General features: G+C 70.5%; 22 protein-coding genes and 1 pseudogene. 7 read left to right on the top strand and 16 right to left on the bottom strand.

Annotated elements, in window-relative coordinates:
• Nucleotides 1–59: 59 nt before the first annotated feature.
• The gene (locus QQ657_RS16185; RefSeq protein WP_284742961.1) at nt 60–1,196 is read right to left on the bottom strand and encodes an acyl-CoA dehydrogenase family protein; all 1,137 of its coding nucleotides are present in this window, start codon (nt 1,194–1,196) and stop codon (nt 60–62) included.
• Nucleotides 1,197–1,298: 102 nt separating this feature from the next.
• Between QQ657_RS16185 and QQ657_RS16180 the strand changes: the two genes are divergently transcribed.
• From QQ657_RS16180 to QQ657_RS16165, 4 genes are all read left to right on the top strand, one after another.
• Nucleotides 1,299–1,880: a TetR/AcrR family transcriptional regulator gene (locus QQ657_RS16180; protein ID WP_284742960.1), complete on the top strand. Its 582-nt coding sequence runs from the start codon at nt 1,299–1,301 to the stop codon at nt 1,878–1,880.
• Nucleotides 1,881–1,921: 41 nt separating this feature from the next.
• Nucleotides 1,922–2,863, top strand: a complete 942-nt coding sequence (locus QQ657_RS16175; RefSeq protein ID WP_284742959.1) for a carbohydrate kinase family protein — start codon at nt 1,922–1,924, stop codon at nt 2,861–2,863.
• A gap of 197 nt (nt 2,864–3,060) precedes the next feature.
• On the top strand, nt 3,061–4,377 hold the full coding sequence (locus tag QQ657_RS16170) for a citrate synthase (RefSeq protein WP_284742958.1): 1,317 nt from the start codon (nt 3,061–3,063) through the stop codon (nt 4,375–4,377).
• A gap of 63 nt (nt 4,378–4,440) precedes the next feature.
• The gene (locus tag QQ657_RS16165) at nt 4,441–5,787 is read left to right on the top strand and encodes a cryptochrome/photolyase family protein (RefSeq protein ID WP_284742957.1); all 1,347 of its coding nucleotides are present in this window, start codon (nt 4,441–4,443) and stop codon (nt 5,785–5,787) included.
• On the opposite strand, the gene QQ657_RS16160 is transcribed toward QQ657_RS16165, so the two are convergent.
• From QQ657_RS16160 to QQ657_RS16130, 7 genes are all read right to left on the bottom strand, one after another.
• Nucleotides 5,777–6,976, bottom strand: a complete 1,200-nt coding sequence (locus QQ657_RS16160) for a glycosyltransferase (RefSeq protein WP_284742956.1) — start codon at nt 6,974–6,976, stop codon at nt 5,777–5,779. The two genes, QQ657_RS16165 and QQ657_RS16160, sit on opposite strands and share 11 nt — an antisense overlap.
• Nucleotides 6,977–6,993: 17 nt before the next feature.
• Complete coding sequence (locus QQ657_RS16155) at nt 6,994–8,184, bottom strand: ABC transporter permease (RefSeq protein ID WP_284742955.1); 1,191 nt, start codon at nt 8,182–8,184, stop codon at nt 6,994–6,996.
• A complete protein-coding gene (locus tag QQ657_RS16150) occupies nt 8,181–9,110 on the bottom strand; it encodes an ABC transporter ATP-binding protein (RefSeq protein ID WP_284742954.1) in 930 nt (309 codons plus the stop codon). The genes QQ657_RS16155 and QQ657_RS16150 overlap by 4 nt, the downstream gene beginning before the upstream one ends.
• Nucleotides 9,103–9,573: a hypothetical protein gene (locus QQ657_RS16145; protein ID WP_284742953.1), complete on the bottom strand. Its 471-nt coding sequence runs from the start codon at nt 9,571–9,573 to the stop codon at nt 9,103–9,105. Before QQ657_RS16145 ends, QQ657_RS16150 begins: the two co-directional genes overlap by 8 nt.
• Nucleotides 9,570–9,839 carry a helix-turn-helix transcriptional regulator gene (locus tag QQ657_RS16140; RefSeq protein ID WP_284742952.1) on the bottom strand — a complete coding sequence of 90 codons (270 nt, stop codon included), beginning with the start codon at nt 9,837–9,839 and terminating at the stop codon, nt 9,570–9,572. Before QQ657_RS16140 ends, QQ657_RS16145 begins: the two co-directional genes overlap by 4 nt.
• Before the next feature lie 284 nt (nt 9,840–10,123).
• The gene (locus QQ657_RS16135; RefSeq protein WP_284742951.1) at nt 10,124–11,665 is read right to left on the bottom strand and encodes a glycerol-3-phosphate dehydrogenase/oxidase; all 1,542 of its coding nucleotides are present in this window, start codon (nt 11,663–11,665) and stop codon (nt 10,124–10,126) included.
• On the bottom strand, nt 11,662–12,225 hold the full coding sequence (locus tag QQ657_RS16130) for a TetR/AcrR family transcriptional regulator (protein WP_284743020.1): 564 nt from the start codon (nt 12,223–12,225) through the stop codon (nt 11,662–11,664). The genes QQ657_RS16135 and QQ657_RS16130 overlap by 4 nt, the downstream gene beginning before the upstream one ends.
• Nucleotides 12,226–12,322: 97 nt before the next feature.
• Between QQ657_RS16130 and QQ657_RS16125 the strand changes: the two genes are divergently transcribed.
• The gene (locus QQ657_RS16125; protein WP_284742950.1) at nt 12,323–13,951 is read left to right on the top strand and encodes an FAD-binding oxidoreductase; all 1,629 of its coding nucleotides are present in this window, start codon (nt 12,323–12,325) and stop codon (nt 13,949–13,951) included.
• On the opposite strand, the gene QQ657_RS16120 is transcribed toward QQ657_RS16125, so the two are convergent.
• Complete coding sequence (locus tag QQ657_RS16120) at nt 13,920–14,501, bottom strand: gamma-glutamylcyclotransferase family protein (protein ID WP_284742949.1); 582 nt, start codon at nt 14,499–14,501, stop codon at nt 13,920–13,922. The genes QQ657_RS16125 and QQ657_RS16120 overlap by 32 nt on opposite strands.
• Nucleotides 14,502–14,566: 65 nt before the next feature.
• A complete protein-coding gene (locus tag QQ657_RS16115) occupies nt 14,567–15,664 on the bottom strand; it encodes an S-(hydroxymethyl)mycothiol dehydrogenase (protein ID WP_284742948.1) in 1,098 nt (365 codons plus the stop codon).
• Between the two features lie 162 nt (nt 15,665–15,826).
• Between QQ657_RS16115 and fdxA the strand changes: the two are divergent.
• Nucleotides 15,827–16,147: pseudogene (gene fdxA / locus QQ657_RS16110) on the top strand (ferredoxin); the annotation flags it as partial.
• A 129-nt stretch (nt 16,148–16,276) separates the two neighbouring features.
• Here the strand turns inward: fdxA and QQ657_RS16105 are convergent.
• Nucleotides 16,277–17,137: a sigma-70 family RNA polymerase sigma factor gene (locus QQ657_RS16105; protein ID WP_284742947.1), complete on the bottom strand. Its 861-nt coding sequence runs from the start codon at nt 17,135–17,137 to the stop codon at nt 16,277–16,279.
• Between the two features lie 76 nt (nt 17,138–17,213).
• Between QQ657_RS16105 and QQ657_RS16100 the strand changes: the two genes are divergently transcribed.
• A complete protein-coding gene (locus QQ657_RS16100) occupies nt 17,214–17,663 on the top strand; it encodes a carboxymuconolactone decarboxylase family protein (protein WP_284742946.1) in 450 nt (149 codons plus the stop codon).
• 39 nt (nt 17,664–17,702) lie between these two features.
• On the opposite strand, the gene QQ657_RS16095 is transcribed toward QQ657_RS16100, so the two are convergent.
• From QQ657_RS16095 to QQ657_RS16075, 5 genes are all read right to left on the bottom strand, one after another.
• Nucleotides 17,703–18,965, bottom strand: a complete 1,263-nt coding sequence (locus QQ657_RS16095; RefSeq protein ID WP_284742945.1) for a C39 family peptidase — start codon at nt 18,963–18,965, stop codon at nt 17,703–17,705.
• A 71-nt stretch (nt 18,966–19,036) separates the two neighbouring features.
• Nucleotides 19,037–19,438 carry a PaaI family thioesterase gene (locus tag QQ657_RS16090; RefSeq protein ID WP_284742944.1) on the bottom strand — a complete coding sequence of 134 codons (402 nt, stop codon included), beginning with the start codon at nt 19,436–19,438 and terminating at the stop codon, nt 19,037–19,039.
• Nucleotides 19,439–19,494: 56 nt separating this feature from the next.
• Nucleotides 19,495–21,222, bottom strand: coding sequence for a TIGR03767 family metallophosphoesterase (locus QQ657_RS16085; protein WP_284742943.1), 1,728 nt, complete (start codon nt 21,220–21,222; stop codon nt 19,495–19,497).
• Nucleotides 21,223–21,378: 156 nt separating this feature from the next.
• Nucleotides 21,379–21,822, bottom strand: coding sequence for a DUF4190 domain-containing protein (locus QQ657_RS16080; RefSeq protein WP_284742942.1), 444 nt, complete (start codon nt 21,820–21,822; stop codon nt 21,379–21,381).
• A gap of 58 nt (nt 21,823–21,880) precedes the next feature.
• Nucleotides 21,881–22,312, bottom strand: a complete 432-nt coding sequence (locus QQ657_RS16075; RefSeq protein WP_284742941.1) for a DUF4190 domain-containing protein — start codon at nt 22,310–22,312, stop codon at nt 21,881–21,883.
• Between the last annotated feature and the right edge of the window lie 18 nt (nt 22,313–22,330).

The raw sequence follows: 22,330 nt of genomic DNA, 5'->3' as shown, positions 1-22,330 counted from the left end.
CTCCGATCACGTCGGATCCGGTCTTGATCACGCTGGTTCCGGCCCTGATCACGCGAGAATCAAGCCTTCTTCAGCTCCCGCGCGATGACCAGCCGCTGGATCTGGTTCGTCCCCTCGAAGATCTGCGGCACCTTCGCCTCGCGCATGTACCGCTCCACCGGGAAGTCCCGCGTGTACCCGGCGCCGCCCAGGACCTGCACCGCGTCCGTCGTCACCTTCATCGCGCCGTCCGTTGCCACCAGCTTGGCGATCGATGCCTGCCGCTGGAACGGCAACCCGCGGTCACGTCGCCGTGCCGCCTCCACGTAACAAGCCCGCGAGGACTCCACCGTCGCCGCCATGTCGGCCAGGAGGAACTCGATCCCCTGGAAGTCGATGATCGACCGGCCGAACTGCTGCCGCCCCTTCGCGTACGTCACCGCTTCGTCCAGCGCCGCCTGCGCCAGGCCCACCGCGCACGCCGCGATGCCGAGCCGGCCCGAGCTCAACGACGACAACGCGATCCGCAGCCCGTCTCCCGGCTCGCCCAGCAGCCGCGACGAAGACACCCGGGCGTCCGAGAACATCATCTGGGCCGTCGGTGAGCCGGTGAGGCCCATCTTGCGCTCGCGCGGGGCCGCCGACAGGCCGTCGGTCGCGCCAGGGACCAGCAGGCACGAGATCTCCGAAGCGCCCGTGCGGACCATCGTCGTGTAGAAGTCCGCCACGCCCGCGTGCGTGATCCACGCCTTCGTGCCGTTCACGACGTAGTCCGAACCGTCGAGGCGCGCGCGCGTCGTGAGCGCCGCCGCGTCCGAGCCCGCCTGTGTCTCCGACAGCGCGTACGCGCCCAGCAGTGACCCTTCGAGCATCTCCGGGAGCCACTCGCCGCGCTGCTCATCGGTGCCGTACTCCGCCAGCGCGTAGCAGGACATCGTGTGCACTGACAGGCCGACGCCGACCGTCATCCACGCCGTCGCGATCTCCTCGAGCGCCTGCAGGTACACCTCGTAGCGCACGTCGCCGCCGCCCCAGCGCTCCGCGTACGGCAGGCCCAGCAGGCCGGACTTGCCGAGCAAGCGGAACTGCTCGCGCGGGAACTGCTCGGCCTCTTCGGCCGCCGCCGCGCGCGGGGCGAGCTCGTCGCGGGCGATTTCCCTGGCCAGCGCGACGAGGTCCTCGGCGTCCGAATCCGGGAGCAGGCGTTCGGCGGGCATCGGTGTCCTCCAAAAGCGGTACTGAAAACAGTACTGTGGGCTCGACTAGAGTACAGTACGACGGGCCTGGGGTGGCCGGAAGACGTAGGAGATAGTGAGCCGATGCCCCCCGAACCCCGCAGGCGACCGACCGCGCGCCAGCGCGCCCTGCTCGGTGACCTCGAGGCGCTCTTCCTCGCCGAAGGCTTCGCCGATTTCACCCTCGACGACCTCGCCGGCCGGCTCCGCTGCTCGAAGTCGACGCTCTACGCCCTCGCGCCCAGCAAGGAGCAGCTCGCCGTCAAGGTCGTCACCCACTTCTTCCGGGGCGCCGGCGAGCGGATCGAGGAGCGGATCGGCGGGATCGACGACGCCCGCAAGCTCATCGGGGAGTACCTGGCCGGCGTCGCCGAGCACCTGAACCGGGCGTCGCCGTCGTTCATGCGCGACCTCGCCGAGTTCGGGCCGGCCCGCGAGGCCTACCAGGTCAACAGCCGGTTCGCGGCCCAGCGGCTCCGGCAGTTCATCGACAAGGGCGTCGCCGACGGCGTCTTCCGCGACGTCCACGCCCGGCTCGTGGCCGAGATGACCGGGCTGATCATCGAAGGCATCCAGACCGGGGTGCTCAGTCAGCGGATCGACGTCTCCGACGCCGAAGCGTTCACCGCTCTGGGTGAACTCCTGCTCGGCGGGCTGAACAAATAGCGGACAGGAATTGTCAGCCTGAACTCCACTAAACTCCCGGCGTGATCGTCGTAGGCGGAGAAGCTCTGGTCGACCTGGTTCCCGGCGACCCCTTGGATTCCACTGTGGACGGTGGGCTGCGCGCGCTGCTGCCGCGGCTCGGCGGCGGGCCGTACAACGTCTCGCTGGCCGCCGGCCGCCTCGGCGTGCCGACGGCCTTCCTCTCGCGCGTTTCCACCGACCGCTTCGGCGACGCGATGGTCGACCGCCTGCACGCTTCGGACGTCGACACGTCGCTGCTGCAGCGCGGCGACGAGCCGACGACGCTCGCCGTCGTCGCGCTCGACGCGAAGGGCGCCGCGCGCTACACGTTCTACGTCGAGGGCACGGCGGACAGGCTCGTCGCCGACCCGGGACCGCTGCCGGACACCGTGACCGCGCTCTCCCTGGGCACCCTCGGGATGGTCCTCGAGCCCGGCGCGTCGGCGTACGAGGCGATGCTGCGGCGCGAGGCCGCCCGCGGCGTGCTGACCGTCCTCGACCCCAACATCCGCGAGGCGCTGATCACCGATCCGGCCGCCTACCGCGCGCGGTTCGCGTCCTGGCTGCCGGACGTCCGGCTGCTCAAGATCTCCGACGACGACGCCGCGTGGCTCACCGAAGGGGCCGACCCGGTCGCCGCCGCGAAGACGTGGATCGAGTCCGGTGTGGACGCCGTGGTGCTCACCCGGGGCGCCGACGGCGTCGCGGTGATCACCGCCGCAGGTGAGCTGGCCCACGTGCCGTCGCGGAAGGTGACCGTGGTCGACACCATCGGCGCCGGCGACACCGTCCAGGGCGCCCTGCTGGCCTGGCTGCACACCCGCGACGTCGCCGACCTGGCCTCTCTCGACGCCGGAGCGTGGCGCGAGGCGCTGGAATTCGCGGCGAAAGCGGCATCGATCACGGTTTCCCGGAGCGGGGCCGAGCCGCCCACGTCCGCCGATATGGCGGCCACCGTGTGAACCTGGTCCCAAAGGGGCACCCAGGAGCAACGCCACCGCTGCGCGAACACACGTTCCTCGACTAGCGTAGAGGGGCATTCTTCATACCCCAGCGGGGCGGTGTGCAGCGAGGCGCCAGTGTTTCCTCGCGTCAACACTTGGCTACCTGTGGAACCCGCAGGCGCCGCCGCCCCGTGCCGAACGTGAGAGGGACTTGCATGTCCGACGCGACGACTGCGGGGCAGTCCGGCGGCGAAACCGCGAAGCTGACCCTGCCGAGTGGCGAGCACGAGTTCAAGATCGTCCACCCGGTCGAGGGCGCGCCCGGGATCGAACTGGGGAAGCTGCTGGCGCAGACGGGGTACATCACCTACGACCCCGGTTTCGTCAACACCGGCGCCGCGTCGTCCGCCATCGCCTACATCGACGGTGACGCCGGGATCCTCCGCTACCGCGGTTACCCGATCGAGCAGCTGGCCGAGAAGTCGACCTTCGTCGAGGTCTCGTACCTCCTGATCTACGGCGAGCTGCCGACCGAGGCCCAGCTGGCCGACTTCACCGAGAAGATCCAGCGCCACACGCTGCTGCACGAAGACCTGAAAGCGTTCTTCAGCGGCTTCCCGCGCGACGCGCACCCGATGCCGGTGCTGTCGAGCGCGGTCTCGGCGCTGTCGACCTTCTACCAGGATTCGCTCGACCCGTTCGACGAGCCGAACGTGGAGCTGTCCACCATCCGGCTGCTCGCCAAGGTCCCGACCCTGGCCGCCTACGCGTACAAGAAGTCCGTCGGCCAGCCGCTGCTGTACCCGGACAACTCGCTGGGCCTGGTCGAGAACTTCCTGCGCATGACGTTCGGCTTCCCGGCCGAGCCGTACGAGGTCGACCCGGACATCGCGAAGGCTCTCGACCTGCTGTTCATCCTGCACGCCGACCACGAGCAGAACTGCTCGACGTCGACCGTGCGCCTGGTCGGCTCCTCCGAGGCGAACCTGTTCGCGTCGATCTCGGCCGGCATCAACGCGCTCTTCGGCCCGCTGCACGGTGGCGCCAACGCCGCGGTCCTCGACATGCTCGAGGGCATCAAGAACGACGGCGGCGACGTCGCCAAGTTCGTCGAGCGGGTGAAGAACAAGGAAAAGGGCGTGAAGCTGATGGGCTTCGGGCACCGGGTCTACAAGAACTACGACCCGCGCGCGAAGATCATCAAGAACACGGCCGACGAGATCCTCGGCAAGCTGAAGGGCGGCGACCAGCTGCTCGACATCGCCAAGAAGCTCGAAGAGACGGCGCTTTCCGACGATTACTTCATCGAGCGCAAGCTGTACCCGAACGTGGACTTCTACACCGGCCTGATCTACCGGGCGCTGGGCTTCCCGACGAAGTTCTTCACGGTGCTGTTCGCGCTCGGCCGCCTGCCGGGCTGGATCGCGCACTGGCGCGAGATGATCAACGACCCGGCCACCAAGATCGGCCGCCCGCGGCAGATCTACACCGGCCACGCTTCGCGGGACTACACCCCGATGTCGGAGCGCTAAAGGCTCACCCTGGTCAGCGCCCCGTCGTGCACCCGCACGGCGGGGCGCTTATCGTTGGGCCGCGTGACCAAAGAAGCACCCGTCGTCCTGTGGTTCCGCCGCGACCTGCGGCTGGGCGACCACGCCGCGCTGCTCGAAGCCTCGAAGCACAGCAAGCACGTCCTCGCGTTGTACGTCCTCGACGAGGCGCTGCTGAAGCCGGGCGGCGCCCCGCGGGAGGCATTCCTGTACGGGTGCCTGGAGAAGCTGGACGAGCAGCTCGGCGGCCGGCTGATGCTGGTGCGCGGCGAACCGGCGGCCGAGGTCGTGAAGGCCGCGAAGAAGATCGGCGCCGCGGCGGTGCACGTCAGCGCGGACACCGGGCCCTACGGTCGCCGCCGGGACGCCGAAGTCGCGAAAGCGTTGGCGGAGAACAACATCGACTGGGTCGAGACGGGCTCGTCGTACGCCGTGACGCCGGGGCGCGTCACCAAGCCGGACGGCGATCCCTACCGCGTCTTCACGCCGTTCTTCCGGGCGTGGACCGCGCACGGGTGGCGCGGGCCCGCCGACACCGGACCGTCCCTTGTGGACTGGGTCGAACCGCCGCGCTCGCTGAAGATCCCCCAGTCGCCCAAGGTTTCCGCCACCCTGCCGGAGCCGGGTGAGCAGGCCGCGCTGGACGTCTGGCACGCGTTCCTGGACGACGGCGTCGAAACCTACGACGAAGACCGCGACCGGCCGGACCGCGAAGGCACGACCCGGCTTTCGCCCTACCTGCGCTGGGGCTGCGTCCACCCGCGGACGCTGCTGGCCGACCTGGAGGGTGACGACCGCGTCGGCGCGAAGTCGTTGCGCAGCGAGTTCTGCTGGCGCGAATTCCATGCCGACGTCCTGTGGCACCGCCCGGAAACCGCGCGCAAGAACTACGACAAGCGGTTCGACGGGATGAAGCACGACGACGACCGCGAGGCCTTCGAACGGTGGTGCGCGGGCAAGACCGGCTACCCGATCGTCGACGCCGGGATGCGGCAGCTACTGGCCGAAGGCTGGATCCACAACCGCGTCCGGATGGTCGTCGCGAGCTTCCTGGTGAAGGACCTGCACCTGCCGTGGTGGCTCGGCGCACGGCACTTCATGAAGCACCTCGTCGACGGCGACCTCGCGTCCAACCAGCTGAACTGGCAGTGGGTCGCCGGCTCCGGCACGGACGCGGCGCCGTACTTCCGGATCTTCAACCCGACGACGCAAGGGGAGAAGTTCGACCCGAACGGCGACTACGTCCGCAAGTACGTGCCGGAGCTGCGCACCGTCGAAGGCAAGGCCGTCCACAAGCTGAAGAACCGCCCCGAGGCGTACCCGGAGCCCATGGTCGACCACGCCCACGAGCGCCAGGTTTCCTTGGAGCGGTACGGGAAGATCACTTCATAGCGTCGAGGACCAGCTTCGCCGCCACGTCCGCGCCGTCGGTCCGGATCGAGGCGGCGACGGCGGCCGCCCGCGGCCGGGCGGCCAGCGCCGTCTCGAGCGCGGCGGACAGGGATTCGACGGTCGGCACCGGGCCGTCGTGCGCCGCGCCGATGCCGAGTTCGGCGACGCGGCCGGCCCAGTACGGCTGGTCGCCGTGCTGCGCGACGACCACCTGGGGCGCGCCCGAGCGGGTGGCCGTCGTCGTGGTGCCCGCGCCGCCGTGGTGGACGACGGCGGCGCACCGGCGGAACAGGGCCTGGTGGTTGACCTCACCGATGACGAAACAGTCGAAGCAGTCGTCCCGGTCGTCGGCCAGGCCCAGGCCGGCCCAGCCTTGGCCGACAACCGCGCGACGGCCCTGCGCGTGGATCACCTCGATGGCGACCTGGGCGCCACGCGGTGTGGTGCTGCCGAAGCCCGCGTACACCGGTGGTTCGCCGGCATTCAGGAACGCTTCCAGCTCGGCCGGGAGCGGGCGGTCGTCCGGCACGATCCACGCGCCCGTCTGGACGACGCCGAGGTCGGCGGTCTCCTGCCACGGGTCGAGGATCGGGTCCGACGCCAGCAGCGGGCGATCGCCGAGCACGTAGCCGAGGACGCTGTCGACCGGCGGCAGGCCGTGGGCCGCGCGCTGGGTGTCGAGTGCCTTCTTGAACAGCCCGTCGATGTTCTGGGCTTCCAGCTTCCACAGCGCCCGGTTGTCCGTCTCCGGCGGGAGCGACAGGCCGGCGTGCGTCAGCCGTGGAGGGTGGTGCGGCGTCGGCAGCGTGAGCTGCTGGAACGTCGCGTACAGGTACGGGATGCCCCGCAGCTCGGCCACCGACCGCGCGGCGGCCACGGCGGGCACCAGGCCGGTCGCCACCACCGCGTCGCACCCGTCGGCGCCCGCGGCGAACTGCGCGGCGATCAGCTCGGCCGCGCGTTCGGGGAGACCCTTCGCCGTCGGCGGCTTCGCTCCGGTCACCAGCGGCCGCACGGCCTGCCCGACCGGCACCATCTCCACGCCGACACCCGCCAGGCGTCGCGCGAACTCTTCGTCGGGCGGTGCGCAGACCCGCACCTCGACGCCGTGCTCCCGCACCTTCATCGCGAGCGCCACCAGCGGCTCGACGCCCCCGCGCGAGTCGTACCCGGACAACAGAACACGCACTTCGGTGACTCCCCAGCTCAGCCGCGCAGGGCTTCCGACAGTTTGATGCGGCTGCCGATGCGCAGCACGCTGTTGCCGTAGATCTTGCCGCCCAGCCAGGTCAGCAGGGCCACCAGGGCAACCGTGAGGCCCAGGGACAGCGCGATCTCCCACCCCGCCGCCGCGCCGGTCGAGATCCGGGCCGGCATCAGGATCGGCGAGAACAACGGGACCAGCGAGATGGCCTTCGTCGCCGTGCCGGACGGGTCCTGCAGCAGCAGGTTGAACCCGGTGACGAACCCGACGATCAGCACGATGTTGAGCGGCCCGACCACCGACTGCGTGTCCTCCTGCCGCGACACCAGCGACCCCAGCGCACCGTAGATGGTGGCGTACAACAGGAATCCGAGCAGGTACCAGAGCAGGCCCCACAGCATCGCGCCGGTGGCGAAGCCGGACAGCGTGAACACCCCGGTCACCGATGCCGCGACCAGCCCGGCCGCGGCCAGGATCACCAGCTGCGTCAGTCCGACCAGGCCGAGCCCGATCACCTTGCCCAGCAACAGCTGCCACGGCCGCACGCTGGCGAGCAGGATCTCCACGACCCGGCTCGACTTCTCCTCGACGACGCCCTGGGCGACCATCATCCCGTAGGTGATGATGCTGATGTAGAGCAGGAACGCGACGATCAGCCCGACGACGAGCCGTTGCGTGTGGTCCGCGGGCTCCGGCGAGATCGGGTCGTCCTGCACGTGGGTGCCGTCGACCTGGGCCATCACGTCGGCCGGCTCGAGCTGCGCGGACGACAGCACGCCGTCGAGCACCTGCTGCTGCGCGACCTGGTCGAGCACCTTGCGCAGCTGGTCGTCCAAAGAGGACTGGTAGGTGGCGGTCAGCTTCGCCGCGCTGCCCGAGACGAGCGCGTCGAGGTCGCCGTCCTCGACCTGCTTGCGGCCCTCGGCCGGGTCGGTGACGGTGACCGTGGAGATCTGCCTGCCGGACTGCGCGGCTTCGACCTGCAGCTGCCGCGCGATCCCGGTCGCCTGGCCGGTGAGCCCGACCGTGCTCTTGTCCGCCGACCCCGCCAGCGACGTCTGGAAGCCCACGTATCCCAGCAGCAGCACCAGCATCACGACGGTGCCGATGACGAACGAGCGGGTGCGCAGGCGCGTGTTCAGCTCGCGCTTCATCACGAGCCAGACGGCTCGCCTGCCGCTCAACGTCCTCATCGCGAGACCCCCTCTGCGGCTGTGACACCTTGGGAAACGGCGTCGCGGAACAGCTCGGTCAGCGACCGGCGACGGCGGCTGAACTCGGTGACCGGCCCGGTGGCCAGCGCCGCGGCGAGCACGGCCTGGTCGTCCGCGCTCGGTTCGAGCTCGAGCACGGTGGTGGCGCCCTGGGTTTCCAGGACGCGCACGCCGGGCAGGCCCGCGGCCCAGCCTCCGGGCGCGGCCGGCGCGGTGACGACGAGCTTGCTGTTCGCGCCGGCGGTCAGCTCGCCGACGGTGCCGACGGCGACCATCCGGCCGCTCCGGATGATCCCGACGCGGTCGCACAGCCGCTCGACGAGATCGAGCTGGTGACTGGAGAAGACGACCGGAACGCCGGCCGCGGCCTTCTCGCGCAGCACGCCGCTCATGACGTCGACGGCCAGCGGGTCGAGGCCGGAGAACGGTTCGTCGAGCACCAGCACGGCCGGGTCGTGCACCAGCGCGGCGGCCAGCTGGACGCGCTGCTGGTTGCCGAGGCTGAGTTTCTGCACCTCGTCCTTGCGGCGCTCGGCCAGGCCGAGCCTGCTGATCCAGTTTTCGGCGTTGCGGTGGGCCTCGTTCGCGGTGAGGCCGTGCAGCTCGGCGAGGTAGATCAGCTGCTCGAGGACCTTCATCTTCGGGTAGAGCCCGCGTTCCTCGGGCATGTAGCCGATGTGGGTGCGCGCTTCGTGCGTGATCTTCTCGCCGCGGAACCGGACCTCGCCGGCGTCGGCGGCCAGCACTCCCAGCGCGATCCGCATGGTCGTGGTCTTGCCGGCGCCGTTGCTGCCGACGAACCCGAACAGCTCCCCGCCGCGGACGTCGAAGGTGACGCCGTCCAGCGCGACCTTCGTGCCGTAGCGTTTGGAGATCCCGTCGATCTCCAGCGTCCCCTCAGGCATTCCCCATCCCCTCCGCGAAGTCTTCGGGGTCGTCGTCCGGCAGCGACCAGCCCAGCACGATGGTCGGGATCGTGCCGTTGACCAGGAGCGCGGACAGCATCATGACGCCGCGGAAGCCGCCGTAAGTGACACGGTGGCGCCACTCGCGCTCACGTTCGTCCAGCAGCCGCGAAAACCCGCCGCTCATCCGGCCGGTGAGGATCCGCAGCAGCACGAACGCGCCGCCGCCGAGCAGGACACCGCCCATCCAGAGGACGCCGAAGAGCCAGTCGCTTTCCGTGGTGAAGACCGACGCGCCGGCGATCAGCCCGAGGTCGGCGAGTGCCAGCACGGCGGTGAGGGTCCGGCGGCGCCGGCGCGTGCGCCAGCCCGGCAGCCGCCGGGAGTGCCGCAGCTCGTGCTCGTCCATCTTGTCCAGCTTGCGTTCCCAGTAGGCCGCGAGCCGGCCCGGTTGCTCGGTCATGCTCCCCCCTCGCGGTAGACCTGAGTGGACAGTGGCGTGAACGGCGCGCGGCTGAACACCGCTTCGACGGGAAGGTCGAAGACCGCGCAGATCCGGAAAGCCAGGTCCAGGCTCGGATAGTGATCGCCCCGTTCGAGAGCGCCGATGGTTTGAGGATTGACCTCGACGGCGTTCGCGAGCGCGGCCCTGCTCAGCCCGCGCTCCGCTCGAAGCACGGGAAGCCGGTTGTAGATCGGCAGCTCCTTGCCGCGTCTGACCGGGCTCATGGGGTAACTGTTGCAAAAACCCAACGGGTCGTCAAGTTAAGTCGACATCAAGCCTTGGTTTTCACCCTGGCTCAGGCGAGACCGGCGAGCGACTTGTCGACAAGCTCCGCGACCCGCGCCCGAGCGGCTCGGCCGAGGTCGCGGACTGGGCCAAGTGTCGCCGAAGGCGGGTTGCGTTGTCCTGAATGACTCATTCACCTCGTCTGAGGACATGAATGAGTCATTCAAGACGTTTGGGCTGCCGCAATCCGGCCGAGCCGCTTCGACGCGAGGCACATTGCGACTCAGGCGAGGCCGGCGAGCGACTTGTCGACAAGCTCCGCGACCCGCGCCCGAGCGGCCTCCGCGTCCGACGGGATCAACGCCAGCCGGGTCCGGCGCTCCAGTACGTCCGCCACGTCCAGCGCCCCCTCGTTGCGGACCGCCCACACGACCTCGGCTGCCGTGATGTCCGATCCCGGGGCCACCGGGACCGCGAACTCCGCGTCCAGCTCACCCAACGCCGCTACTCGCGGAGCCTCCGTGCCGTATCGGGCCACCAGTCGCGGGGAAGCGTCCACAAGGGACAGATCCGGCCGAGAAGCCGCTCCGAGCAACGGCAACCGGGCCGTCCGGCACGGCGAAGCGCTGAGGCCGGCCAGGCGAACCGCCGAGTCGACCGCGTCCTCCGCCATCCGGCGATACGTCGTCAGCTTCCCGCCGACCACCGTCAGCAGCCCGTCCGCACCCACCAGCACCGCGTGCTTGCGGGACAGGTCGGCCGATCGGCCGCCCGTTCCCTCGATCAGCGGCCGCAAGCCGGCGTACGACCCGGCCACGTCGGACCGGGTCAGCGGACGAGCCAGGACCGTCGAAGCCAACGACAGCAAGAAGTCCACATCGGACTCGGGAACCACCGGCACGTCGGGGATCGCGCCCGAAACCGGTTCGTCCGTGAGTCCCAAGTAGACGCGGCCGTCCGGCTGGGGGAGCAGGAACACGAACCGGTTGGTCTCGCCCGGCACCCCGATGTTCACCGACGTCGTGCCCATCGGGACCGTCCCCGGCGCGAGCACCAGGTGCGAACCCAGTGACGGCCGCAACCGCACCGAACCGGTCAGCGTCCCGGCCCACACGCCCGTCGCGTTGATCACCTGGCGTGCGTGGATCTCCACCGTGTCGCCCGAAACGCCGTCGACCGCAGAGACCCGGTCCGCGGAAACCGTCGAAGCCGAAAGCCGCGTCAGGATCCGGGCGCCGAATGACGCCGCTGTCCGTGCCAGGGAAACCACCAGGCGCGCGTCGTCGACCAACGCGCCGTCGTAGGCCAGCAAGGCGCCGCGCAGGCCGACCGGGGAAAGTCCGGGCGCCAAAGCCAGCGCCTCCGCGACCGGGATCGAGCGCGGCCGCGGCAGCACCGACGACGGCGTCCGCGCTGCCCGGCGGAGGACGTCGCCGGCTCGCAAGCCCGCCGCCACCAGGGCCTGCTGTGCGCGGGATGTGCTGGGGTACAACGGGAACAGCTGCGGCATCGCCCGCGTGAGGTGCGGCGCCGTGCGCGTCATCAGGATGCCGCGCTCGACCGCGCTCTCGTGTGCCAGGCCGAACTCGCCGTGCGCCAGGTACCGCAGGCCGCCGTGCACGAGCTTCGACGACCAGCGGGACGTCCCGAACGCCAGGTCGTGCGCCTCGACGAGCGCCACCGACAGCCCGCGCGAAGCCGCGTCCAGGGCGATGCCCGTGCCGGTGACACCGCCGCCGACCACGACGACGTCGACGCGCTCGCCCGCCGCCAGCTCCGCGAGCTCGCGTTCGCGGCGCCGCGCGTTGAGCGAGCCGGACGTCATGGCTTCAGCGCCGCGTCGAGCACGTGGGTGAACTCCGCCAGCAGCGCCGCCTCGCCGACGTCCGCCGTGGCCGGCCGCAGCGAGAACGCGAACGACTGCACCACCAGCAGCACCGACCGGGACTGCGCCGCGACCGGCGCCCGCCGGATCGACCCGTCCTGGTGGCCGGCCTCCAGCAGCTGGTGCAGCGCCGCCTCGGCGAACTTCTGCGTCGCGCCCAGCCGCTCCACGATGTACGGCAGGACCAGCTCGGGGTCGACGTCGAGCAGCGTGCGGAACAGCGGGTCGGCCGCCAGCGCGCGGACGCCGGCCGACGCGATGAGCACGAGCCGTTCGCGGCTGTTCGCGCCCTCGGCGCCGCGTTCGCTCGCCGTGCGCAGCAGCCCGCTGAACTCGCGGGTCATCAGCGCGGCGAGCACGCTGCGCACGTCGGGGAAGCGGCGGTAGACCGTCATCCGGCTGACGCGGGCGGTACGGGCGATTTCGGCGAGTGTGGTGCGGCGCACACCGACGGCCAGCACGCACGAGCGCGCGGCGTCGAGCAGCACGTCATCGGCCACTCTCGTCGCCGTCTGGCGGCTGCGGGTGTCCGCGAGCGCGGACGATCCCGCGGTCTCCATAGTGTGACGTTTCACGTCCATGTGTCACACTGTATCGGTGAACGCGCTCATTGACCACCGCCTTCGACGGTCCTGGACCTCGGAAGCCGCCGACGCCGCCCGGCTGCCCGCGCGGGCGGCCAAGTGGCTTGAACAGCGTATAGGCCAGACCGCTCCCGGTGCTGCCCCAGCCGGTGATTTGCCGGTGGAAATACCGTCACCGAAACTGGACGAATCTGCTGCCGCCGCGTTGTCCGAAGTGGTCGGCGCGGAGAACGTGCTGGTAGACGACGTGGCACGGCTGGCGCGCGCCACCGGGCTGTCCTACCTCGACTTGCTGCGCCGCCGTTCGCCCACCGCGGACTTCCCGGTACCCGACGCGGTCGTGCTGCCCGCGGACCCGGACGAGGTCCAGGCCGTGCTCGACGTCTGCGTCAAGCACGACGTCGGGGTGGTGCCCTTCGGCGGCGGCACCTCGGTCGTCGGCGGGGTCGCGGCGCTGCGCGGCGACAAGGCGTCCGTGATCGCGCTCGACCTCGTCCGGCTCGACGCGCTGGTGTCGGTCGACGCCGAGTCGCGCCTGGCTGTCCTGCAGGCCGGCGTCCGCGGTCCCGAGGCAGAGCGTCTCCTCGGCGAGCACGGCTTGACGCTCGGGCACATCCCGCAGTCGTTCGAGCGGGCCACCATCGGCGGCTTCGCGGCGACGCGCTCGGCCGGGCAGGCGTCCTCGGGCTACGGGCGCTTCGAAGACATGGTCAAGGGCGTGCGGCTGGCCACCCCGCGCGGCGAGTGGAAGCTCGGCGTCGCGCCGGCGTCGGCCGCCGGGCCGGACCTGCGCCAGCTCGCGGTCGGCAGCGAAGGCACGCTCGGCGTGATCACCGAGGTCTCGCTGCGGGTGCGCCCGGCGCCGCCGGTCAAACGGTACGAGGGCTACGCGCTGCCGAGCTGGGACGCGGGCCGGGAAGCCGTCCGCGACCTCGCGCAGAACCACGCGCTCGCCGACGTCACCCGGCTGTCCGACGGGGACGAAACCGAAGTCTCCCTGGCGCTGAACGCCGGTCTCAAGACGGCGGCGTTGCGCAAGTACCTGGCCGCGCGCGGGGTGGCACGGCCGTGCTTCCTCATCGTCGGCTGGGAAGGCACCGCGCACGACGTGGCGCTGCGCCGCCGCGAGACGACACGCCGGCTGAAGGCCTCCGGTGCCGTGCGCGTCGGCAAGGCGCTCGGCGAGTCCTGGCGGCACGGGCGGTTCGCCGGTCCTCGGCAGCGGGACGTCCTGATGGACCAAGGGATCTGCGTCGAGACGCTGGAGACCGCGGCGTACTGGTCCACTGTGGACGAACTGCGTGACGACGTCCGGGCGGCGATCACCGCGTCCCTGGGCCGGTCGATCGTGATGTGCCACATTTCGCACGCGTACGAGACGGGTGCGTCGCTGTACTTCACGGTCCTGACGGCGCGCGACGAGGCCGACCCGGTCGGCCAGTGGCAGCGCGCGAAGGCGGCGGCGTGCGAGGCGATTACCGGGCTGGGCACGATTTCCCACCACCACGCCGTCGGCGTCGACCACGCGCCGTACTTGAAGGCGGAGATCGGTTCGCTGGGCGTGGAAGTGTTGCGTGCGGCGAAGTCCGCGGTCGACCCGACCGGGATCCTCAACCCGGGGAAGCTGGTCCAGGGAAGGTAAGCCCGTCCGGCGGTTCGACGACCTCGCAGGCCACGCCCGGACCGCCGGCGGGTTCGCCGTGCAGTTCGACCGCCCGCGCCTGCGGGACGTCGGCCGTGCGGACCGGCTTGCCGTCGACCAGCAGCGGGTAGCGGATCGGCACCGCGCCGATGTAGGCCAGCACGTCGGTCACCGGACTGCCGTCCTCGAGCGTGATGCGCGGTTCGGTGAGCCGGACCAGGTGGTAGCGGTTGCCGCGGCCTTCGCAGACGTCCAGCACCGCGAGCTGGTCCGGTGTCACGAACCAGAGGGCGTGCTCCTCGACGCCCGGTAGCGCGGTGAGCGTCGCGGGGCGCTGGCCGTCGCGGTAGCGCAGGCCGGACGCCCACACGGCGGCGAGGCCGTCGCAGCGGGCGTGCGCCACCACGACCGGGCCCGCCAACCCCAGTTCGGCGCGCATCCAGCTGATCTTCGACGGGTTCGCGTTGGAGCCGTAGGCGAGGACGGCCTGCCTGTCCCGCCAGCCCGCCGGTGCGGTGTCCAGCGGGTGGCCGGCGCCGTCTTCGTGCACGAAGGAGAAACCCGGCCGGGTCCCCGGGTAGGGGTCGGCCGGGTAGTCCGCGTCGGTGAAGAGAGTCAGAACGTCACCACGCTGCGCAGGACGTCACCGTGGTGCATGCGCTCGAAGGCCTGCTCGACGCCGTCGACGCCGATGCGCTCGGTGACGAACTTGTCGAGCGGCAGCCGGCCCTGCAGGTAGAGGTCCACCAGCATCGGGAAGTCGCGGCTCGGCAGGCAGTCGCCGTACCAGGACGACTTGAGCGAGCCGCCGCGCGAGAAGAAGTCGATCAGCGGCAGGTCGTTCAGGCGCATCTCCGGCGTCGGGACGCCGACGAGCACGACCGTGCCGGCCAGGTCGCGTCCGTAGAAGGCCTGGCGCCAGGTCTCCGGGCGGCCGACGGCGTCGATCACGACGTCCGGGCCGAAGGAGTTCGTGGCGTCCTGCATGGCTTCGACCACGGCTTCTTCGCTGAGTCCGCGACTGTTGACCGTGTGCGTCGCGCCGAAGTCCTTGGCCCACTCCAGCTTCCGGTCGTCCATGTCGATCGCGACGATCGTGGTGGCGCCGGCCAGCTTCGCGCCCGCGATGGCCGCGTCGCCGACGCCGCCGCAGCCGATGACCGCGACCGAGTCGCCGCGGGTGACGGCGCCGGTGTTGATGGCCGCGCCGAGCCCGGCCATGACACCGCAGCCGAGCAGCCCGGCGACCGCGGGTTCGGCTTCCCGGTTGACCTTGGTGCACTGTCCACTGTGGACGAGGGTCTTCTCGAGGAAGGCGCCGACGCCGAGCGCGGGCGACAGCTTGGTGCCGTCGGCCAGCGTCATCGGCTGGGCGGCGTTGAACGTCGAGAAGCAGTACCAGGGCTTGCCGCGCTTGCAGGCGCGGCAGGTGCCGCAGACAGCGCGCCAGTTGAGGATGACGTAGTCGCCGGGCTCGAGGTCGGTGACGCCCTCCCCGACGGCTTCGACGACCCCGGCGGCTTCGTGGCCGAGCAGGAACGGGAAGTCGTCGTTGATCCCGCCCTCGCGGTAGTGCAGGTCGGTGTGGCAGACCCCGCAGGCCTGCACGTTCACGACGGCCTCGCCCGGCCCGGGATCGGGGACGAGGACGGTCTCCAGCGAGACCGGCTCGCCCTTCGCTCGCGAAACGACCCCCTGGACCTCGTACGGCATGCGAATCCACCTTCCGGCTGCACTGCTGGTTTGCCCGCAGCTTGCCACGGATCATGCGGAGATGGCGACATCCGCATGAGTGAGGTTCGGTGATTCCTGCGCAACCTGTTGCGTTTTACGCAACTCCTGTCCGGCCGGGGCGGATGTGACTAGGTTTCCGGCATGGCGTTTGTGATCGGGCAACCCTGCGTCGATGTCAAGGACCGTGCGTGCATCGACGAATGTCCCGTGGACTGCATCTACGAGGGCGCCCGGAGCCTCTACATCCATCCGGACGAGTGCTTCGAGTGCGGTGCGTGTGAGGTGGTCTGCCCGGTGGCAGCGGTCTCCTACGTGGAAGACATCGCGTCCGCGCCGGACAACGGCCTGTTCTTCAGCGAGATCCTCCCCGGGCGCGACGCACCGCTGGGTTCTCCGAACGGTGCGGCCGCGGTCGGCCCGCTGAACGCGGACACGGTGCAGGTCGCGGCGCTGCCGCCGCAGCGTCCGACCGCGCGGCGGCTACCGCGCGGGAAGCCCCGGGCGTGTGGCAACTGCGGCTGTGCCGACGATTCCGGCGGTCGGCGCGACCCGAGCTGAAGCGGGGCGTGCCTCCGGCCCCCGGTTTCCAGCTTATCGGGAGGTACCGACAGTTCCGGGTGGCTCGGGCAGGTCCATCGACGCCAGCCGGGCCGGGTCGGCCACCGCCGCGATCCCCGCGATCCGGCCGTTCACCACTGTGAACGCCACGACCGACAGCGGCGACCCGTCCGGGCGCCACGCCACCACTCCCGGCAGGCCGTCGACCAAGACCTCCCGGCCTTCGTTGGCCGCGCCGAAGCGCGCTCCCGCCGCCACGTTCGTCGCTCCGAGGACCACCACCACGCCGTCCGGGGTGTCGACCGTCAGCTTGACGTCGGGGTCGAGCACGCGCAGCAGCCCCTCGAAGTCGCCGTCGCGGGCCGCCCTCAGGAACGCGTCGACCACCTCTCGCTGCTCGGGCCCGGCCGACAAAGCCGGCGATGGTGTCCGGACCTTCCGGCGGGCGCGGCTCGCGAGCATCTTGCTGGCGGCGGGGGACTTGCCCAGGATCCGGCCGATCTCCTCGAACGGCACCGCGAACAGGTCGTGCAGCACGAACGCCAGCCGTTCGCCCGGCCCCAGCGACTCGAGGACGACCAGCAGCGCGAGCCCGACCGAATCCGCGAGCGTGATGTCTTCCTCGGGTCCTTCGCCGACCGCCACGACGACCTCGTCGTAGGGCGCCTCGGGCCGGGACCGGCGCGAGCGCAGGACGTCCAGGCTGATCCGGCCGACCACCGTGGTCAGCCAGCCGTCGAGGTTCTGGATGGTCGAGGCGTCCTGGCGCGACAGCCGCAGCCAGGCCTCCTGGACGACGTCCTCGGCGTCGGCGTGCGAGCCGAGCACCCGATGGGCCACCGCGCGCAGCCGGTCGCGCTGCGCTTCGAAGGCCTCGGTCACCGTGTCGGGCATGTCGTTACCTTCCTCCGTTCCGCTCCGTCGTGGTGATGACGGGCCCGGAGGGGCACAGGTAACAGACGGAGGACCGATGGAAGCGCGGTTGAAGGATTCGGGGAACCCCGAGGTGTTCGGGGCGATCCAGCGGATCATCAAGGCGGTGCACGCCGGGGGCGTCGACCCGCTGGTGCTGGAGCTGGTCCACCTGCGGGCCAGCCAGATCAACGGCTGCAGCCCGTGCGTCCACGGCGGAGTCCAGTCGGCGAAGAAGCACGGCGAGACCGAGGAGCGGCTGCACAACGTGGTCGCGTGGCGCGAGACGCCGTTCTACACGGAGCCGGAGCGGGCGGCGCTCGCGTTGACCGAGGCGGCGACCCGGCTCCAGGACGGCGAGCCGGGGGTGACGGACGAGATCTGGGAAGCGGCGGCGAAGCACTTCGACGAGAAGCAGCTGTCGGCGATCACCCTGAACATCGCGCTCACCAACTTCTTCAACCGGATCAACCGCACGACGCGCCAGCAGGCCGGCAAGGCCTGGTGAACCCGGCGGGGCGCCGGTCCGGCGCCCCGCCGAGCCCGGTCAGGCCGGGGTGATGATGTACGCGATGCCGCCGGGGCCGCCCGCGACGGTCCCGTCGGCGCGGTACCGCTTGGTCCGTTGCCAGATCTTCTCGAACTGGTCGCGCTTGTAGATGTTGCGCACTCGGTCGTTGCTGCTGGAGGCCGGGTCGTTCGCGATCACGTCGCCGTCCTTCGTGAAGCCGACGACCACCATGATGTGCCCGGCCGTCCCGTACCCCGCGCCGTCCAGCTCCGAAGCCAGGAACGACTGCGACGTGATCACCGGGATGCCGCGGGCGATGTAGGTCTCCAGCTCGTTCAGCGAGTGCAGCCGCGTGATGTGCCCGCGCAGCCCGCGCGACGCCGCGTACGCCGTGTTGAACGGCCAGTTGCCGGTGCCGTCGTAGGCGTGGTCGTAGGTGTAGCGCGCCGCGAACGCGATCGACGGGTCGACGTAGTCCGAGGGGATCCAGGACATCTCCGCCGCCGACGGCTTCTTGCCCCAGTACTCGGCCACCATCTCCGTCGACGTCGGGCTGCACCAGGCTTCGCCGCCCCCGCCGTACTGCGGGAACTGTCCCTTGTGGAGGTTCTGCGCGTATGCCGGCACCTTCAGCTCGATCCCGGTGGCGCGGCCCGGCTTCGTCGTCTGCACGTCGAAGCGGTCCGGCACCGCGGATGTCATCGCGCCCAGCGACGTCACCGACGGCGTCGCGTGGGACCCGGCTTCGCGGTAGAGGGTGATCCGCAGCTTGTACGACTTCAGCGTGACGCCGGTCTTCATGACCAGCGTGTCGACGTCGACCAGCGCGTTCGCGTCGTCCTGGCCGTCGACGCTGGTGCGCAGGATGTCGGCGTCGCCGCTGGCCCAGTGGCCCATCACGTACCACGCGGTTTCGGTGCCGGCCGACGTTTTGCCCTGCGCCTCGACCTGCAGCCACGTCTTCGCCGGCGTCTGGGCGTTCCACGACGCGACCAGCTGCGTCGCGCCGAAGCCCTGCCGGTACGACGGCGACGTCCACTGGCCATACTCGTACGTTCTCGTCGTGCCCAGCTCCGGCTCGGTGTGCTCGACCGTGCCGGCCGGGCGCGTGATGCGCAGGCCGTCGCGGGTCAGCGCCAGGCCGTCGAAGCCGCCGTCGTGGAACTGGCCGCCGTTCCACTCGTGGTAGTCGATCGCCTCGTCGTCGTGGGGCCGGGCCGGCGCGGCGTCGGCGACTTGCGCGGTTACGGCAGTCAACACAACCACGGACAATAAGGTGAACAACTTGCGTACACGCATCCCGGCTCCCTGTCAGTCCCACCCAGTAGCCAGGGATTTTTGCCGGTCGGGCCCGGTATGTAAACAGGTACCTAGAGGACGGCCTGCGTCTGTGTCACTTTCGCGACCAACTTGCCGTCGTCGTCGTGGATCTCCGTCTCCACCACGACGAACTTGCGCCCGGCGTGCAGTGGTCTGGACGACGCAACGGCGTAGCCCGAACGCACGGCACGCAGGAAGTTCGTCTTCGACTCGACGGTCGTCGTGCCCTGCCCGCCTTCGGGGAGGTTGAGGAACGCGCACACGGCGCCGGTCGAGTCGGCCAGGGCCATGAGCGCGCCCCCGTGCAGCGCGCCGCCGAGCGTGCAGAGGCTCTCGTCCCACTTCAGCCGGCTGCGGACGAGTGCCTTGCCGTGCTCCAGCACCTCGACGCCGAGGCGTTCGGAGAACGGCATGGAGCGGTGGAAGAGCTGGGTGCCCTCGGGATCGGTCATGCCCCGCAGCCTGCCCGAAGACCGGCCGCGGGGCGATTACCTCCGAGGTAACGCGCTCAGCTCAGCGGGTGGACGAGCAGCAGTTCCGTGTTGTGGTCGACGGCCTCGCCGACGCGGCCGAGGTCGACGTGGATGTCGTTGTAGGACAGCTCGCGGTAGAGGGACGCAAGCGCTTGCGGTGTCCGGGCGTCGTAGTCGACGGCGTACGGTGCTTCCGCCTCGATCAGCGTCGTGAACAGCGACAACGTGCCGTCCGCGTTGTCCGCGACCTCGACGATCCGGGCCTGCTGCGGGAAGTCGACGTGCGACGCCGTGTTGATCTCCCAGAAGCTCTGCTTCGGCGTGTTCCCGGCGTGCGCGGTGATCTTGTTGAGGTGTGTGTGGCCGTTGACCCACGCCAGCACGTTCGGGAACCGCTTGAGCAGCCCGACGAACGCGTTGCCGTCCAGGCGCGGGTCGAGCAGGTGGCGCGAGTCGGGCAGCACGTTGCCCATCGAGCCGCTGGTGTGGTGGCTGAACAGGAGGAACAGCTCGTCGGTGACGCCGTGGGTGACCTTGCGGCCGAAGAAGTCGTAGTACGTCGAGCTGTTGCGCTTCAGCGTCGCTTCGACCCAGTTGAACTGGGCCAGGCCGATCGAGCCGTCGGCGAACCCGGCGTCGGTCGTCGTGTCGAGGCTGATCCCGGTGATGCCCGGCGCGATCCGGAACGTGTAGTAGACGTTCTTGCCGTCGGCGTTGTCACCGGTGAAGCCGTGCCCGACCGGGCCGGGGCCGGTGTTCGCGGTGTCGAGGTGCGCCTGCACGAACTGGCCGGTGGTGAACGGGCGGCGCCGCGCGTCCGGCGTGATCTCGCGGATCGTGCCGCTGCCGCCGAACAGCTCCGCGACCGGGATGCTGGAGCCGGGTTTCTTGATGGCGTCGGCGAGCTTCTTCGCGGTGCTCTCGTCCTTGCCGATCACCTTGTACTTGCTGGTGTACCAGGCGTCGATGCCGGGGATCTGCGCCGGCAGCGAGCCGACGATGCTGTCGTCGTGGTTGCCGAACGTGCAGTACCACGGGACGTCGAGGCCGGGCGCGGTGAAGGTCTTGATGCCCGCTTCGAGCAGGCCGGGCAGCTGCGGGAAGCCCTTGGCGGAGTAGTCGTCGCCCACGCCCGCGATGGACGGGTTCCAGAACTCTTTGTTGCCGGAGCTCTGGACGCCTTCGTAGGCGTTCGTGGCGCCGGAGTTCGGCGTGACGCTGCCGCCGTTGAGGACCTTGAGGAACCAGTCGAGCTCGATCAGCTCGTGGTTGTCGGTGTTGTCGCCGGTGGTGACCATGAGGTCGAACGGCCGGCCGGTGAAGGGGCCCTGGCGGACGCTGTTGACGCGTTCGACGAGCGCGGAGGTGGCGACGGTGCCGAGCGCCTCCTGCGGCCGGTGCGCGGAGCCGATGAAGGGGTGCAGGTACTCGAAGCGCGCGGGGCTCTCGGTGTCGGTGATGTGCAGGTCGGTGAACTGCACGAACGCACTGAGGGCGCGCCGCCGGTCGTCGCGGCCGGTCTGCGGGGCGGCGAGGTCGCCGCGGACGACCAGCGGCCAGCCGGGGCCCGCGGACAGGCGGCTGTAGCTCGCGGTGCCGCCGCCGGTGGCCACCTGCTCGAGCGTGGTGCCGGTGGTGGAGACCGAGCGGGTGCTCGTGAGCCGCAGGGCGCGGTCGAGGGCGTTCGCGGTGGGCGTGCACAGCAGGAGTCCGAGACCGGCGGCGCCCGCGGTGGCGAAGGTGCGCCGGGTGAGTTCGGCCATGGTTGTTCGCTCCCCAGTTTCTCGGTTGCCCAGCACCGTGCCGGACGCCGGTGTCCGGCCGGTGAACGTGACGTTTCGAGCCACCTTGTCACAGGCGTCGGGGTGGGGTGTACCGCCGAAGGTCGTGGTCAATTCGGCCGAGAGGCGGGGGAGCGTTCAGCAGGCGTAGGTGCACGCGGCGGTCCCGGCCGCCGCCATGATGCCGAAGAAGAACAGCATCACGATCACCGCCGGGATCACCGCGATGATGCCGCACACCAGGCCCGCGATGCCCATGCCCTTGCCCGTGTAGCCCGGCCGGTCGGCCTGGACCATGCCGCCCCACGACAGGCCGATCGCCAGGAAGCCGAGGACCAGGTCGACGAACGGGACCCAGAACAGGACCAGGGCGACGATGCCGACGACCATGCCCGCCACCGCCATCCCGCTGGTGGCCAGCGGCTGGTACGCCGCGTACGGCTGGGCGACGTAGACCGGTTGAGGCGCGTACGGCTGCACCGGGTACTGCTGCGTCCCCCAGGGCTGCTGCGGGACCGGCGCCGAAGGCGGGTACACCGGGTTGGCCTGGTCCGGCTGCCGGTAGGGGTCGAACTCGGTCATGGTGCACCTGTTTCTGTCGTTACCCGGAGTCGTCGGTGCGCCGGCTCCGGGCGTTACGTCAGCAGTAGATACCGCAGGTCGTCGTCACGGTCGCCGCCGCGGTGAAGAAGATGACCATGAAGATGATAGCGGGGATCATCGCGATGCCCCCGCAGATCAGGCCGGCGATGCCCATGCCGCGGCCGGTGAACCCGGGCCGGGCCGCCTGCGTCATGCCGGCCCACGACAGCCCGATCGCGAGCAGGCCCATCAGCACGTCACCGAACGGGATCCAGAACCCGAGCAGGGCGAGGATGCCGACGACCATGCCCGCGACGCACAGGCCGCTGGTGCGCAGCATCGGGACCGGCACGCCGTACGCCGCCGCGTACGGCTGGACGGGCATCGGCGCCGACACCGGGTTCTGCTGCCAGGTGGGCCCGCTCGGGGTGGGCATGTGCGACGCCGGGTCGTCCGGGTGGGCCGACGGGTACGGGTCGGAACTGGTCATGGGAGTACCTGCTTCCTT

The sequence above is a fragment of the Amycolatopsis ponsaeliensis genome (genome assembly GCF_030182635.1).
GTDB lineage: Bacteria > Actinomycetota > Actinomycetes > Mycobacteriales > Pseudonocardiaceae > Amycolatopsis > Amycolatopsis ponsaeliensis.
This window is presented reverse-complemented; position numbering and strand designations above follow the sequence as displayed.